The sequence below is a fragment of the Nonomuraea sp. NPDC003804 genome, assembly GCF_040610675.1.
Lineage (GTDB): Bacteria > Actinomycetota > Actinomycetes > Streptosporangiales > Streptosporangiaceae > Nonomuraea.
Genome location: NZ_JBEXMT010000001.1, coordinates 126,963 through 141,582, shown reverse-complemented (window position 1 = coordinate 141,582; position 14,620 = coordinate 126,963). Strand labels below are relative to the sequence as shown.

At 71.2% G+C, this 14,620-nt stretch carries 13 protein-coding genes; 9 read left to right on the top strand and 4 right to left on the bottom strand.

What is annotated here, in order from left to right; genetic code table 11:
• Positions 1-7 precede the first annotated feature (7 nt).
• Both ABZX22_RS00670 and ABZX22_RS00665 read left to right on the top strand, forming a co-directional pair.
• Entirely contained in the window at positions 8-1,246 is a 1,239-nt protein-coding gene (locus ABZX22_RS00670) for a class I SAM-dependent RNA methyltransferase (RefSeq protein ID WP_354904472.1), read from the top strand.
• A 304-nt stretch (positions 1,247-1,550) separates the two neighbouring features.
• On the top strand, positions 1,551-1,850 hold the full coding sequence (locus tag ABZX22_RS00665) for a hypothetical protein (RefSeq protein WP_354904470.1): 300 nt from the start codon (positions 1,551-1,553) through the stop codon (positions 1,848-1,850).
• A 71-nt stretch (positions 1,851-1,921) separates the two neighbouring features.
• On the opposite strand, the gene ABZX22_RS00660 is transcribed toward ABZX22_RS00665, so the two are convergent.
• Together ABZX22_RS00660 and ABZX22_RS00655 are read right to left on the bottom strand one after the other, a co-directional pair.
• Positions 1,922-3,985, bottom strand: coding sequence for a phosphocholine-specific phospholipase C (locus ABZX22_RS00660; protein WP_354904467.1), 2,064 nt, complete (start codon positions 3,983-3,985; stop codon positions 1,922-1,924).
• 133 nt (positions 3,986-4,118) lie between these two features.
• Entirely contained in the window at positions 4,119-5,135 is a 1,017-nt protein-coding gene (locus ABZX22_RS00655) for a hypothetical protein (RefSeq protein ID WP_354904465.1), read from the bottom strand.
• 78 nt (positions 5,136-5,213) lie between these two features.
• On the opposite strand from ABZX22_RS00655, the gene ABZX22_RS00650 reads away from it, so the two are divergent.
• The 7 genes from ABZX22_RS00650 (at position 5,214) to ABZX22_RS00620 (ending at position 13,347) form a co-directional block, all read left to right on the top strand.
• Positions 5,214-6,119 (top strand): LLM class F420-dependent oxidoreductase, encoded by a 906-nt coding sequence (locus tag ABZX22_RS00650; protein ID WP_354904463.1) that lies wholly within the window; start codon positions 5,214-5,216, stop codon positions 6,117-6,119.
• 85 nt (positions 6,120-6,204) lie between these two features.
• The gene (locus ABZX22_RS00645; protein ID WP_354904461.1) at positions 6,205-7,608 is read left to right on the top strand and encodes a 3' terminal RNA ribose 2'-O-methyltransferase Hen1; all 1,404 of its coding nucleotides are present in this window, start codon (positions 6,205-6,207) and stop codon (positions 7,606-7,608) included.
• Entirely contained in the window at positions 7,598-10,096 is a 2,499-nt protein-coding gene (locus tag ABZX22_RS00640; protein ID WP_354904458.1) for a polynucleotide kinase-phosphatase, read from the top strand. The genes ABZX22_RS00645 and ABZX22_RS00640 overlap by 11 nt, the downstream gene beginning before the upstream one ends.
• 80 nt (positions 10,097-10,176) lie before the next feature.
• Positions 10,177-11,580, top strand: coding sequence for a sugar porter family MFS transporter (locus ABZX22_RS00635; RefSeq protein ID WP_354904456.1), 1,404 nt, complete (start codon positions 10,177-10,179; stop codon positions 11,578-11,580).
• 63 nt (positions 11,581-11,643) lie between these two features.
• Complete coding sequence (locus ABZX22_RS00630) at positions 11,644-12,303, top strand: hypothetical protein (RefSeq protein ID WP_354904454.1); 660 nt, start codon at positions 11,644-11,646, stop codon at positions 12,301-12,303.
• Between the two features lie 4 nt (positions 12,304-12,307).
• Positions 12,308-12,784 (top strand): hypothetical protein, encoded by a 477-nt coding sequence (locus ABZX22_RS00625; RefSeq protein ID WP_354904452.1) that lies wholly within the window; start codon positions 12,308-12,310, stop codon positions 12,782-12,784.
• 173 nt (positions 12,785-12,957) lie between these two features.
• Entirely contained in the window at positions 12,958-13,347 is a 390-nt protein-coding gene (locus tag ABZX22_RS00620; protein ID WP_354904450.1) for a hypothetical protein, read from the top strand.
• A 26-nt stretch (positions 13,348-13,373) separates the two neighbouring features.
• On the opposite strand, the gene ABZX22_RS00615 is transcribed toward ABZX22_RS00620, so the two are convergent.
• Positions 13,374-13,589, bottom strand: coding sequence for a hypothetical protein (locus ABZX22_RS00615; RefSeq protein ID WP_354904448.1), 216 nt, complete (start codon positions 13,587-13,589; stop codon positions 13,374-13,376).
• A 360-nt stretch (positions 13,590-13,949) separates the two neighbouring features.
• A complete protein-coding gene (locus ABZX22_RS00610) occupies positions 13,950-14,297 on the bottom strand; it encodes a hypothetical protein (RefSeq protein WP_354904446.1) in 348 nt (115 codons plus the stop codon).
• Positions 14,298-14,620: the final 323 nt, after the last annotated feature.

Below are 14,620 nucleotides of genomic sequence, written 5' to 3'. Positions count from 1 at the left end.
GTAACCTGTGCAGGTGGAACTCGAAGTAGGGCCGGTGGCCCATGGTGGTTGGTGTGTGGCGCGACACGAGGGGCGCGTCGTCTTCGTACGGCACGCGCTGCCAGGCGAGCGCGTCATCGCGGAGGTGACCGAGGAGACCACGCGCTTCCTGCGCGCCGACGCCGTCCAGATCCTGGAGCCCTCGCCCGACCGCGTGACGCCGCCCTGCCCCTACGCGGGGCCCGGCAGGTGCGGCGGCTGCGACTGGCAGCACGCGAGCCTGGAGGCGCAGCGCGCGCTCAAGGCCGACGTCGTGGCCGAGCAGCTGCGCAGGCTCGCGGGCATCACCCGCGAGGTGGTGGTCGAGGAGGTGCCGGGCGCCAAGGACGGCCTCGGCTGGCGCACCCGTGTCCAGTTCGCCGTCACCCGTGACGGGACGGTCGGCTTCCGCAGGCACCGCTCCCACGACATCGAGCCCGTCGCCGCCTGCCTCATCGCCCATCCCGAGGTCGAGGCCGTCGGCGTCGAGTCCCGCACCTGGGAGGGGGCGTCGGCGGTCGAGGTCATCGCCTCCTCGAGCGGCGACCACGCCGTCGTCATCGCCCCCAAACCGCGCCGCTCCGTCGCCGTGCCCGTGCTCGAGGCGCCCGCCTCCATCCTGGTCAACCAGGGCAGGGGCCGTACCGAGCCGCGGCACGGCTCCGGGATGCTGCACGAGCGGGTCGGCGACCGCGAGTTCCAGGTGACGGGCAGCGGCTTCTGGCAGGTCCACCCCGGCGCCGCCGAGACCCTGCTCGACGCCGTGCTCAGCTACGCCGCCCCCGAGCCCGGCGAGTGGGCCCTCGACCTCTACTGCGGCGTGGGCCTGTTCGCGGCGGGGCTGGCCGAGGCCGTCGGGCCGTCCGGGGCGGTGTTCGGGGTGGAGAGCGAGGCGGCCGCCGTCCGCGACGCCCGGCTCAACCTGCGCGACCTGCCGTGGGCGCGGGTGGAGCGCGGCCGGGTGGAGGACGCGCTGGACCGCTACGAGATCGAGCGCGCCGACCTGGTCGTCGTCGACCCGCCACGGTCGGGGCTCGGCCGCCAGGTGGTCGACCGCATCGCGGCGCTGGAGGCGACGCGGGTGGTGTACGTCTCGTGCGATCCGGCGACGCTGGCGCGCGACCTGGCGTGGTTCGCGGAGCTGGGCTACAGCCTCGCGGACCTGCGCGCGTTCGACGCCTTCCCGATGACCCATCACGTGGAGTGCGTCGCGCTGCTGGTCAGCTGATCGCGTGTCGCTGACGTCGCGGCCTGCCACCCACGCCCAGGTCAACGACCAGCTCGTCGGACTCAACCGCATGTGGGGCGGCCCGAACTACTCGCAGGTCTGGCGCGTCATCGCGCAGCGCTGATCCACCGCAGGGTGGAACCCCGGGCGGCCGATCCGCCGACCGGGCCACCACTGGACGTCGACGGCGAGGGGCTCCCCCGTGTGGCACGCGAGGCGCGTTCGCTCGGCAAAGAGGCTGACCTGACGGAGGGTGGTCGTGTAATAACGGATGGTCAGGTTCTCCATGAAAGGATCCGCGACCATGCGCCTCATCGCCCTCGCCGCGTCCACCCTGCTCACCGCCGGCCTGCTGTGCCTTCCCGGTCCGGCGGCCGCGGCCGTCCCGACCGGCAACGCGCCGTCCTGCGTCACCGTCTGGGAGCACGTCGGGCGGATCACCAAGACCGGCTACGCGCGCAACGACTGCCGCTCCACGCTGAACCTGAAGATCGTCTGGGCTCGGGGCACGGACGGCCCGTGCCGCAGCGTGCGCCCGGGGCAGACCATCAGCACGCAGGTGTCCCGCGGCGTCCGCTCGTTCGACGGCGCGAACCTGTGCTGACCTGACCGGCGGCACGGCAGCGGACGCCCGGCCGGGATGCCCCGGCCGGGCGTCCGCCCGCGTTCAGGGCGTCAGCCGGTGACGCTGGCGCGGCCGTTCTCGACGTGGCCCATCAGGCGGCGAGCGTAGGAGGGGTCCTCCGCGCAGCTGATCTGCACGTCGTACCAGCCGTGGGACTCCTCGACGGGCCAGACGACCTGGCGGTACTGACCCGGTCGCAACGGCACCGCCTGCTCCTTGATGCCGTAGGCGTTGGCACGCACCGTGAGGGTCACGCGGTGGTCGCCGAGGTTGGTGATCTCGATGCGGACCTTGCGCGGATCGACATCGATCACCTGCTGCACCTGCACGCGCGCGGCGCGGCCGCCGAGCTCGCCGGCGAACTCCCGGCGGAAGCCGTTCGGCCCGGTCAGGACCAGGTCGTAGCGGTCCTTGACCGCGACGGTCCGGGTGGCGACGCCGAGCACGTCGAGGTGGAGCGGGCGCTCGAACTCGCCGGCGTAGGGGTAGAGGGTCAGGTGCGCGCTGTCGCTGCCGGCGTTGGCCAGGGTCAGCTCCAGGTCGCCGCCCAGCAGCCGGGCCCAGGCGTTGATCTGGTACGGCAGCGGCCGCGCGGGACGGATCCCGGGCTCCTGCACCGGCATGCGCTGCTCGGCCGGGGGAGCCGGGCGCCAGCGGCCGGTGAAGGCCGGGACCTGGGCGGGCGCGGTCGGGGTCGGCCGGGGGCCGGCGGAGGTGAAGTCGAAGGCCGAGGTCAGGTCGCCGGAGACGGTGCGCCGCCAGGGGGAGACGTCGGGGAAGCGCACGCCCAGCCACGTCTCCAGGAACCGCACGGTCGAGGAGTGGTCGAAGATCTGCGAGCAGGTGTAGCCGCCGACGGTCCACGGCGAGACGACCGTCATGGGGACCCGGATGCCCAGCCCGATCGGGTTGCCGTTGTAGAACTCGTCGGTCAGCTCGGCGGGCGGCAGCGGCGGCGGCATGTGGTCGAAGAAGCCGTCGTTCTCGTCGTAGGTGATGAACAGCGCGGTCGACTGCCACACCTCGGGGGTGGAGGCGATCGCGTCGAGGATGTCGTAGGTGATCCGCGCGCTCTGGGCGGGGGACGAGGCCGAGGGGTGCTCGGAGTCGGCCGCCGACGGCACGATGTAGCTCACCTCGGGCAGCCTGCCCGCCTCGACGTCGGCGCGGAAGGTCTGGGCCAGCGTCTTGGACGGCACGCGGCGCAGCGCGCGGTCGAACAGCGAGCGCTCCTGCGGCGTCAGCTGCGCCACTCCCTCCTCCAGGCGGGCCAGCAGCTGCTCCCGCTTGGCCGGGGCCGCCGACTGGACCGCGTCGTAGAAGGAGTCCATGCTCTTGTAGTCGCCGAGCAGCGCCTTGCGGGCGATCTGCCGGAAGCGGGCGAAGAACTCCAGGTTGTTGTCCTGGTAGTTGTCCCACTCGTGGTAGACCTGCCAGGACCGGCCTGCGGCCTCCAGGATCTCCCCGGCGTTGGACCAGGTGTAGCCGGCGTGGGTGTTCTCGCTGTAGGCGGAGTTGTCGATGGCCCGCTTGGTCGTGCCCGGCTCGAAGCCGGTGTGCCCGCTGACGTGGTAGTTGCGGTTCGGGCTGGTGGAGGAGAGCACCGAGCAGAAGTAGTGGTCGCAGAGGGTGAAGGTGTCGGCCAGCTCGTACTGGAGCGGGATGTCCTGGCGCTCGTAGTAGGCCATCGTGGCCGGTGACTTGGCCGGGATCCAGCCGTTGTGCCAGCCCTTGGCCGCCGCGGCCTGGCCGTCGTTCCAGCCGTGGGCCAGATCCGAGATCCACTGCAGGTCCTTGCCGACCAGGCCGGCCGCCTCGCGTACCGAGAAGGGAAGCACCCGGCCGGACGCCGAGGGCTGCTCGAAGACCGGCTTGCCGTCCGGCAGCCTGACGGCGTTGCGGTCGCCGTATCCGCGCACCCCGCGCAGCGTCCCGAAGTAGTGGTCGAACGAGCGGTTCTCCTGCATCAGGAACACGACGTGCTTGATGGCGGACAGGCCGCCTGCCGGCACCGGCATCGCCATCGCGCGGTGTACCGAGGGCGGCAGCAGCGAGCTCGCCAGGACGCCGGCGCCGACCGTGAGGAACCGGCGGCGAGAGTGGCCGTGGGACATGGATCTTTCCTTCCAAGGGGGAACGGAGGAAGGAAATCAATGGATGGGAACCATACCTTTACCGCCGGGTGTCGAACAGATGACGGCGTCGGGGGTATTTACTATGGGCTCCATCGACGGATGTCCGCCTGGCTCAGCCGCGCGGGCCGCGCAGCGCCCTGACGACGGCCGCGGACGGCGGGGCGCCACGGGCCGAAAGCCAGGCCAGGTGGTGGCGGGCGGCGTACGACGACAGCTTGCGGGCGTCGAGCAGGCCGAGGTCGCCGGAGCCGGCCAGCACGGCGGTGAGCGCGATCCGCCCCCACGCCGTCGCCTCGTCGATCCTGAGCGCCTCGCGCACCTGGCCGTGCGCGGCCCGCACGGCGGCGGCCAGGCGCCGCATGCGGCCCTCCGGAGCGGTGAGCGGCTCGATCGGGGCCAGCAGGTTGACCGTGCCCAGCTCCGCGCCCGCGGCCCTGGTCTGGCGCAGCATCTCCACGTCGGACGGCGCGAGGCCGGCCGGGCCCAGCGGCAGGCTGTAGATGACCGCGAGGTCCTGGTCGCGTTGCAGGTCGGCCAGCGCGCGGGCCCTGCGCCGTACGGCCGGCAGGTCGCCGCCGTCGCGGACGTCGAACTCCACGAACGAGGCGCCGAAGGCGCCGATCATCCTGCGGTAGGCGGAGGTGAGCGCGTCCTGGGCGACGCAGGCGCCGGCCAGTTCCGTGCCCGCGGGCCCGCCGAAGGCGAGACCGGCCTGGCCGCCGGCCGCGCGCAGCGACGGGATCCGGTTGGCGACGAGATCGAGGCCGGGCTCGAGCGTGCCGCCCCACCGGGGCGCGCAGCCGCTCGGTCCCGCCGTCACCCGGCCCAGCAGGAACCACCGCACCCCGGTACGGCGGGCGGCATCGGCCGGGTCGAAGCGCGGGTTCTCGGCGGTGTCGACGAAGGCGACATAGCCGGAAGGACTCGCGGTGGCGCCCGCCGAGGGCGTGGCCGTGGTCGAGGGGAAGGCCGCGGCCGGCGGGCTCGCGGCGGTGAGGGGCGAGGACCACTCGGGCGTGGCCTGGGCGGGCAGGAACCAGATCGCCACGCCGGTCACCCCCACCAGGACGAGCCCGGCCAGCACCACGAGGGCGCGCGGCGGGGTGCCCGGCTCTCTGTGACGCGCCATGCTCACCTACCGTGTCATGCCGATGACCGATGGTGAACGCTAGCAGCAGCGGCGCCGGGGTGACCTGATAATGGCCGCATGAAGCTAAGGATCTTCACCGAGCCCCAGCAGGGTGCCACCTACGACGATCTGCTGGCCGTGGCGAAGGCCACCGAGCGGCTCGGGTTCGACGCGTTCTTCCGCTCCGACCACTACCAGCGCATCGGGCCCGGCGACCCCGGCCCCGGCTCGACCGACGCGTGGATCACCCTGGCGGGGCTGGCGAGGGAGACCTCGGCGATCAGGCTGGGCACGCTGGTGACCCCCGCGACCTTCCGCCTGCCGGGCCCGCTGGCCATCAGCGTCGCCCAGGTCGACCAGATGAGCGGCGGCAGGGTGGAACTGGGCTTCGGCACCGGCTGGTTCGACGGCGAGCACACCGCCTACGGCATCCCCTTCCCGCCGCTCGGCGAGCGGTTCGCCAGGTGGGAGGAGCAGTTGGAGATCATCACGGGGCTGTGGGCGGCCGAGGAGGGCTACTCCTTCGAGGGCGCCTACTACCGCGTGGCCGACTCGCCCGCGCTGCCCAAGCCCGCCCAGCGTCCCGGCCCGCCGATCATCATCGGCGGGATCGGGGCCAAGCGGACCCCGCGCATGGCGGCCAGGTTCGCCGACGAGTACAACGTGCCCTTCCACTCCGTGGAGGAGACGAGAGCGGCCTTCGAGCGGGTCCGGCTGCTGGCCGAACGTCCGATGACCTACTCGGCCGCGCAGACCGTCTGCGTCGGCGCCGACGAGGCCGAGGTGGAGCGGCGGGCGGCGGCCATCGGCAACACCCCGGCCCGGCTGCGCCAGGAGGGCCTGGCGGGCACTCCCGCCGAGGTGCTCGACAAGATCGGCCGTTTCGCCGAGGCCGGCGCCGAGCGGATCTACCTGCAGGTCCTGGACCTGTCCGACCTGGAGCACCTGGAGCTGATCGCGGCTGAGGTACTGCCCCACGTGTGACGCGGCCCGTCCCGGCGACATCCCAGGACGGGTCCCACCGGGATATGCGATGGCATGACAAACCGGGCTACGGCACACTTGAGCCGTGCTGCTGACGATCTCGACCACCGCCGCACCGGCCACCGACCTGGGCTTTCTCCTGCACAAGCATCCCGACAGGGTGCAGGAGTTCGCCCAGTCCTTCGGGACGGCCACGGTGTTCTACCCGGAGGCGGGCGAGGCGCGGTGCACCGCGGCGCTGCTGCTCGACGTCGACCCCGTCGCGCTGGTCCGTTCCAAGGGCCGCACCTCGCCCGACTTCAGCCTGTCGCAGTACGTCAACGACCGGCCGTACGCGGCCTCCTCCCTCATGGCGGTGGCGATCGGCGACGTCTTCCGCACCGCGCGGAGCGGGCGCTGCAACGCCAGGCCCGAGCTGGCCGCGGCGCCGCTGCCGCTGGAGATCACACTGCCGGCGCTGCCCTGCAGGGGCGGCCCCGACCTGGCGCGCAGGCTGTTCGAGCCGCTCGGCTGGGCGACCGACGCGCAGGCCGTCCCGCTGGACGAGGCCTTTCCCGCGTGGGGCGAGTCCCGGTACGTGCGGCTGCGGCTGCGCGGGCGGCTGCGGCTGGCCGACGCGCTCAACCACCTGTACGTGCTGCTGCCGGTGCTCGACGACGGCAAGCACTACTGGATCGCGCCCGACGAGGTCGACAAGCTGATCCGCGCGGGCGAGGGCTGGCTGGCGCCGCATCCCGAGCGGACCCTGATCACCCGCCGCTACCTCGGACGGCGCAGAGCCCTGGAGCGTACGGCCTTCGCCAGGCTCGCCGAGCTGGGCGACGAGACCGAGGAGGCGCTCGAGCCGCGCATCGAGGAGGACAAGGGCGGACCGCTGGAGGACAAGGCCGTCCCGCTGAACACGCGGCGGCGCGAGGAGGTCGTCAGGACGCTGGAGGAACTGGGCGCCGCCTCCGTCATCGACCTGGGCTGCGGCTCCGGCCAGCTGGTCGGCGCGCTGCTGGCCCTGCCGAGGTTCGCCAGGGTCACCGGCGTGGACGTCTCGACGCTCGCGCTGGCCATCGCCGCGCGCAAGCTGAAGCTCGACCGGATGCCCGACGCCAAGCGGGCCAGGCTCACCCTGTTCCAGGGTGCGCTCACCTATACCGACCCGCGCTTCGCCGGATACGACGCCGCCGTGCTGATGGAGGTGATCGAGCACGTCGACCCGCCACGGCTGGCGGCGCTGGAGCGGGTGGTGTTCGGCCAGGCCGCGCCCCGGCACGTGATCGTCACCACGCCCAATTCCGAGTACAACGTCAACTACGAGTTCCTGACCGGGATGCGCCACCCCGACCACCGCTTCGAGTGGACCCGCGCCGAGTTCCAGGACTGGGCCACCCGCGTGGCAGGGGAGCACCACTACACCGTCGGCTTCAAGCCCGTCGGCGACGAGGACCCCGTCAGGGGCGCGCCGACCCAGATGGGAGTCTTCACCCGTGAGCACTGAGATCCGCATCCCCGAGCTGTCCCTCGTGGTGCTCGTCGGCGTCTCGGGCAGCGGGAAGTCGACGTTCGCCGCCCGCCACTTCAAGCCCACCCAGGTCATCTCCTCCGACTTCTGCCGTGGCCTGGTCTCCGACGACGAGAACGACCAGAGCGCCACCCACGCCGCCTTCGAGCTGCTCGACCACATCGTCGCGACCCGGCTCTCGCGCGGCCTGCTGACCGTGGTCGACGCCACCAGCGTGCAGTACGGCGCCCGCCAGAACCTCATCGCGCTGGCCAGGAAGCACGACGTGCTGTGTGACGCGATCGTGCTCGACGTGCCGGAGGAGGTGGCGATCGAGCGCAACGCGTCCCGTCCCGACCGCGACTTCGGCGCCGGTGTGGTGCTGAGGCAGCGCAAGGACCTGCGCCGCTCGCTCGGCGCGATCCACCGGGACGGCTTCCGCAAGGTCCACGTGCTGCGCGGCGTGGACGAGATCGACAACGCCACGATCGCCTACGACAGGGCCTGGAGCGACAGGAAGGACCTCACGGGGCCCTTCGACCTCATCGGCGACGTCCACGGCTGCCGGGCCGAGCTGGAGTCGCTGCTCACCGAGCTGGGCTGGGAGCTGACCCGCGTCGACGGCAGGGCGGTGGGCGCCACGCACCCTGAGGGTCGCACCGCGGTGTTCGTCGGCGACCTCGTCGACCGCGGCCCCGACTCGCCCGGGGTGGTCCGCCTGGTCATGGGCATGGTCGCGGCCGGCACTGCCCTCTGCGTGCGGGGCAACCACGAGGACAAGCTGGTCAAGGCGCTCAAGGGCCGCAAGGTGCGGGTGGCCCACGGCCTGGAGCGCTCGCTCGAGCAGTTCGCCGCCGAGAGCGAGGAGTTCACCCGCGAGGCGAGCGCGTTCCTCGACGGGCTCATCAGCCACTACCAGCTCGACGAGGGCCGCCTGGTGGTCGCGCACGCCGGGTTGAAGGAGGCCTACCACGGCCGCGCCTCCGGCAGGGTCCGCTCCTTCGCGCTGTACGGCGACACCACCGGCGAGACCGACGAGTACGGCCTGCCCGTGCGCTACCCGTGGGCGCAGCAGTACCGGGGCCGCGCCATGGTCGTCTACGGCCACACCCCCACGACCAGGCCCGAGTGGATCAACAACACGATCTGCCTCGACACCGGCTGCGTGTTCGGCGGCCGGCTGACCGCGCTGCGCTACCCCTCGCGCGAGATCGTCTCGGTGCCGGCGGAGACCGTCTGGTACGAGCCGGTCAAGCCGCTCGGCGCCCCCGGGCACCGCGACGCCGTCACCCTCGACATCGACGACGTGCGGGGCACCCGGTACGTCGAGACGCGCTTCGGCGCCAAGGTCAAGATCATGGAGGAGAACGCGGCGGCCGCCCTGGAGGTGATGAGCCGCTTCGCCGTCGACCCGCGCTGGCTGGTCTACCTGCCGCCGACGATGGCCCCGCCGGAGACCTCCCGCCTGGACGGCTACCTGGAGCACCCGCACGAGGCGTTCGAGGAGTTCGCCGCCCACGGGGTGCGCGAGGTCGTGTGCGAGGAGAAGCACATGGGCTCGCGGGCGGTCGCGGTCCTGGCCAGGACCGCCGAGGTCGCGGCCGAGCGGTTCGGCGTGAGCGACGGCACCACCGGCGTGGTCTACACCCGCACCGGCCGGCCGTTCTTCGACGACCTGGCGCCGCTGGTCGACCGGCTGCGGCGAGCGTGCGAGCCGCTGTGGAGCGCGCTCGGCTCCGACTGGGTGGTGCTCGACTGCGAGCTGCTGCCGTGGTCGGCCAAGGCCGGAGAGCTGATCCGCACGCAGTACGCCTCCGTGGGCGCGGCCGCGCGGGCCGCGCTGCCGGCAGCGGTCGGCGCCCTGAACGCGGCGGCCGAGCGCGGGCTGGATGTGGGCGAGTTGTTGGCCCGCACCCGGCGTCGCGAGGACAACGCTGCCCGTTTTCGCGACGCCTATGCGCGCTACTGCTGGCCGGTCGACGGACTCGAGGGGATACGGCTGGCGCCGTTCCAGATCCTGGCGGCCGAGGGGCGCAACACCGCGCTCGAACCGCACGCCTGGCACCTGGAGCGGCTCGCCCTCCTCGACGACCCGATCATCACGCCCACCCGGCACCTGTTCGTCGACCTGACCTCCGCCGAGTCGCGGGAGCGGGCGGTGGAGTGGTGGCTGGCGCTGACGGCCGAGGGTGGTGAGGGCATGGTCGTCAAGCCCGCCGTCCACCCCGAGGGCCGCGTCCAGCCGGGTGTGAAGGTGCGCGGGCGCGAGTACCTGCGGATCATCTACGGGCCCGACTACACCGAGTCGCTCGACACGCTGCGCCGCCGCTTCCTCGGCAAGAAGCGCTCCATGGCGCTGCGCGAGCACGCGCTCGGCCTGGAGGCGCTGGCCCGGCTGGCCGACGGCGACTCACTGTGGCGGGTGCACGAGCCCGTCTTCGCCGTGCTGGCGATGGAGTCGGAGCCGGTCGACCCGCGGTTGTGATCGCCGGATCTCGACCCCGGGCGGAGCCGTAGCCAGGCCTGCCGTGGGTAGTGGGCGCGACCGTGGGTAGTGGGCGCGACATGGCGCGCTCTGAGCATGTGCGACAGGAAAACATCGGTCATGTCGTCTTCATCACGGCGGCCGCCGCCATCGGCGGCTTCCTGTTCGGCTACGACAGCTCGGTGATCAACGGCGCGGTCACCGGCATCCGGCACCACTTCCAGGTGGGCGCGGTCGAGACGGGCTTCGTCGTGGCCATCGCCCTGCTGGGGTCGGCGGCGGGCGCGTGGCTGGCCGGCGGGGTGGCCGACCGGTGGGGGCGCGTCAGGACCATGCAGCTGGCCGCGGGACTGTTCGCGGTCAGCTCGATCGGCCAGATGCTGCCCTTCGCCCTCTGGGACCTGGCCTTCTGGCGGGTGCTCGCCGGCGTGGCCATCGGCATGGCCTCCGTGATCGGCCCCGCCTACATCGCCGAGGTGGCCCCGCCCGCCTACCGCGGCCGGCTGGGCTCCTTCCAGCAGCTGGCCATCGTGCTCGGCATCGCGGTCTCCCAGCTGGTCAACTACATGATCGCGCGCCTGGCCGGCGGCAACGTCAACAACGAGCTGTGGGGTCTGCAGGCCTGGCAGTGGATGCTCGGCGCGTGCGTCGTGCCGGCCCTGCTGTACCTGCTGTTCGCCTCGGTGATCCCCGAGTCGCCGCGCTTCCTGGTCGCCGTCGGCCGTACCGAGGCGGCCAAGCGGGTGCTGGCGGAGGTCGAGGGAGAGAGCGCCGACCTGGACACCCGGCTGGAGGAGATCCGCAGCGTGCTGCGGACGGAGGAACGCACGCACCTGCGCGACCTGCGCGGCCCCGCGCTGGGGCTGCTGCCGATCGTGTGGATCGGCATCGTGCTGTCGGTCTTCCAGCAGTTCGTCGGCATCAACGTGATCTTCTACTACTCCTCCGTGCTGTGGCAGTCGGTCGGCGTCACCCAGAGCAACTCGCTGCTGATCAGCTTCTCCAGCTCGGTGATCAACATCATCGGCACGTTCATCGCCATCGCCCTGGTCGACAAGCTCGGCCGCAAGCCGTTGCTGCTGATCGGCTCGGCCGGTATGGCGATCTCGCTGGGCACCGCCGCGTGGGCGTTCAGCGCCGCCGAGTACGCCGGCCAGACGGTCACGATGCCCGACCCGCAGGGCGCCGTCGCGCTGATCGCGGCCCACACGTTCGTGCTGTTCTTCGCCCTGTCATGGGGTGTGGTGGTGTGGGTCCTGCTGGGCGAGATGTTCCCCAACCGCATCCGCGCCGTCGCCCTGTCGGTCGCCGCGGCCGCCCAGTGGCTGGCCAACTGGGCGATCACCGTGACGTTCCCCAGCCTGGCGGAGTGGAACCTGCCGCTCACCTACGTCATGTACGCGTGCTTCGCGGCGCTGTCGTTCGTCTTCGTCACCAGGTGGATCAAGGAGACGCGGGGCCGCAAGCTGGAGGAGATGGGCTAGGGCCGTGTTTTCAGAACCCTGTCGCGCGCCGGATTGTCGGTACACGGACCTACGCTCTTCCCCATGCCGATATCCGCCATCCCCGCGTCCCTGTCCTATGCCGATGCCGATGCCCGCCTGTGCGGCGCATTGTCCGCCGTGTTCGAGGGTGCGGGAGCCTCGCCCGGCTACGACGAGGTGCTGTTCTTCGACGGCGACCTCACCCTCGACGGGAATTTCCTGGACGCCATCAACGAACTGCGCGGCGGCGACGCCGAGGGCAACGTCGAGTTGATCGTGGTCACCGGCGATCTGACGGTCAACGGCCCGATCGCGCTCTATGAGGACCGGCCCGGCCTGTACGTCGGCGGTCACACCAAGGCCGAGACCATGGAAGGCGGCGAAGCGGAGATCTACATCCACGACGGCGCCTTCACCCACCTGGTCTACGGCTGGTACAACCACGGCTCTTTGCGGACCGGGATCGTCGATACCCCTTGGGTGATCGACTACGACCACGCCATGGACGTGTACGCCCCCGGCGGGCGCTGGGTGAACAATTACGACGACGATGACGACGACGCCGACTTCGCCGTCGGGGACAGCATCGTCGAGGCGTTCGTGCCCGAGGTCGTCGACGCGGAGGACCGCTGCCTGGACGTCGACGAGTTCCTGGACCGGTTGCGGGCCGGGCTGCCGGTCCTGCGGCCCGGAGCACTGGACGGCGGCCGAGTCGGCGAGTGATCACGTGTCCCGGGCTCTGGCCGACCGGGCAGAGCACCTCGACCTGACCGGGCGCAAACTCCAGGCGTTCCCCGCCGAGGTGCTCCGGATGCCGTGGCTGCGCACCCTGATCCTGGACGGCAACCTGATCGACGAGCTGCCCGAGACGCTCGGGGCGCTCACCCGGCTGGAGCACCTGTCGGTGCGCGAGTGCGGGCTGACCGCCCTGCCCGAGTCGATCGGCGACCTGGCCGCGCTAGGAGTGCTGCGGGTCGCCGGCAACGCGGTCGGGTTCACCCTGCCGGCCGGTGTCGGCCGGCTCACCGCCCTGGAGGAACTCGACATCTCCCGACTGTCCGTCCCCTCCGGCGCGGTGACCGTGCCGAGGGCGAACCCGCCCGAGGTGACGCGGTTCGTCCTGCCGGACACCTTCGGCGGCCACGCTCCTACTCCAGCCGCGCGGCGATCCCGCCGGCGTGCCGGGTTACAGCCGCGGTGGTGATGCGGTGGTGATGCGGTGGCTGGCGGCCACCGCATGATTGTCGTTGCTGGATGATCGCGGTGGTCGCAGGTGTTCTGCCTGCCCGCCACACCGCCCTGTGAAGGAGGACGCCCCATGCGTTGGCTGGACGTGCGCCGGCACAGCTCCCTCGGGCGGTCGAGACCGCCGTCGCGATGGGTTTCGCCGTCGACGACACCATGGAGATGCCGTCCGGCTACGTATCCGGAGAGATCCCCCGGCATGCCCAGTGGAACTGGGCGCAGCCGTACCGGCGACTCGCGGACGTCATCCGGAAGGGTCATGCCGCGGCGGCGGTGGCCCAGACCCATCGCGCGATCTGGGCGGACACGGTGGCTGGTGTCCCCGAGGGCGGGTCGGCGCTGCTGATCGGGCACGGAGGGGCGATCGAGCTGGCGTTGGTGGCGTGTTTGCCGGATGCCTCGCACGACACATGGGGGACGCCGTTCGCACACTGCGATGGCGTGCGCCTCGGCTTCACCGACGGTCACTTCGTCGGCGTCGAGTTCCACCGGGCCCCGAAGAGCCCTCTCCAGCCGAACTGAAGATCGCTGAAGTACGAGACTAGAGATCAACGAGGAGTCCAGACTTTCCCGGCGCCGCCCAGGCCGAGCGACCGGCGCTCCCTCGCCCGGCGGGCGGCGGCCTCACGCAGGTCCCTGCGCAGGTCCGGCAGGTGCCGGGCGACCTCGGCGCGCCCGGCGTCGGGCAGGATGACCGCGAGGTAGGCCAGACCGCGGGCGTCGCGGGCGATGATGCGGTCGTGGACCCGCGCCCAGGCCGTCACGAGGCGGCCGTTGCGGAAGTAGATCTGGTCGCCTCCCGCCCTGGGGGCTCGTCAATCGGTGCCCGCAGGGGCTGTGCTTTCGAATGTGGGGCATGCCGGGTTCAATGCAAAGCACGCGGGTTCGTCGCGGCCCGACGAATCACTGGACAATTCATCGGTCGTACCGCGACGAACCCGCGGCGCACTTCACGGGAATCGGATCGACCCGCCGTCCTCGGAAAGCGTTGAATAATCGACCCGCGAAAAAACTCTGTCGTTCTGAAGGTTCAATTTATTGGGCGGCGATAAACCCCTTGCGGTTCGTGTTCGGCTCGCGTGAGCGCGGGCCGGCAAAGCCGGCCCGCGCCATCAGGTCAGGACTCAGGTGTTCGCACCGTCCCAGTGCCTGTCGCGCTCGACCTCGGCCTCGTTGTTGTTGTTGTTGGTGTTCGTGTTGTTCGTGTTGACGTGGTTGTTGATGTGGATCCTGAGACGGCCGTGGCCGCCCCGGTTGTGGCAGCGACGGCCCCAGCCGCCGCCCCAGCCGCCCCAGCCCCTGAAGCCGCAGCGACGGAAGCCACCGCAGCCCCAGCCGCCCCAGCCCGTCGTGACGGCCGAAGCAGTGGTGGCGGCGGATGCCGCGGTGGTGGTGGCGCCGACGGCGACGAAGCCGCCGCTCACGGCGGTGGTGAGTGCGAGGCCTGCGATGACTCGCTTGAAGCTGGTCATTGGGTTTCCTCCTGAAAGGATTGACTGCCCGTGAATGACGAATTCAGGGTGGTTGAAATGTTCTCTATGGTCACGAGCGACCATCCCTGCATTCTCTTGATTGCCGGGCCGCATGCCAGACAAACGGGACATCGCCCCATTTTGCTGTACATTAACGTTGCTATTGCTCTACTTAAAGATCTATCAGTCGATATAGCCCGATTTGGGCCGTTATAACGGGGGTGAATGGCCATTTTTCCCAAACCCCCGCTAATCGGTATAAATTCGGACATATCGCCCATGCTGGCTGTGCGTGCACCCGCCGTTCGCCGCACGGCACGGCC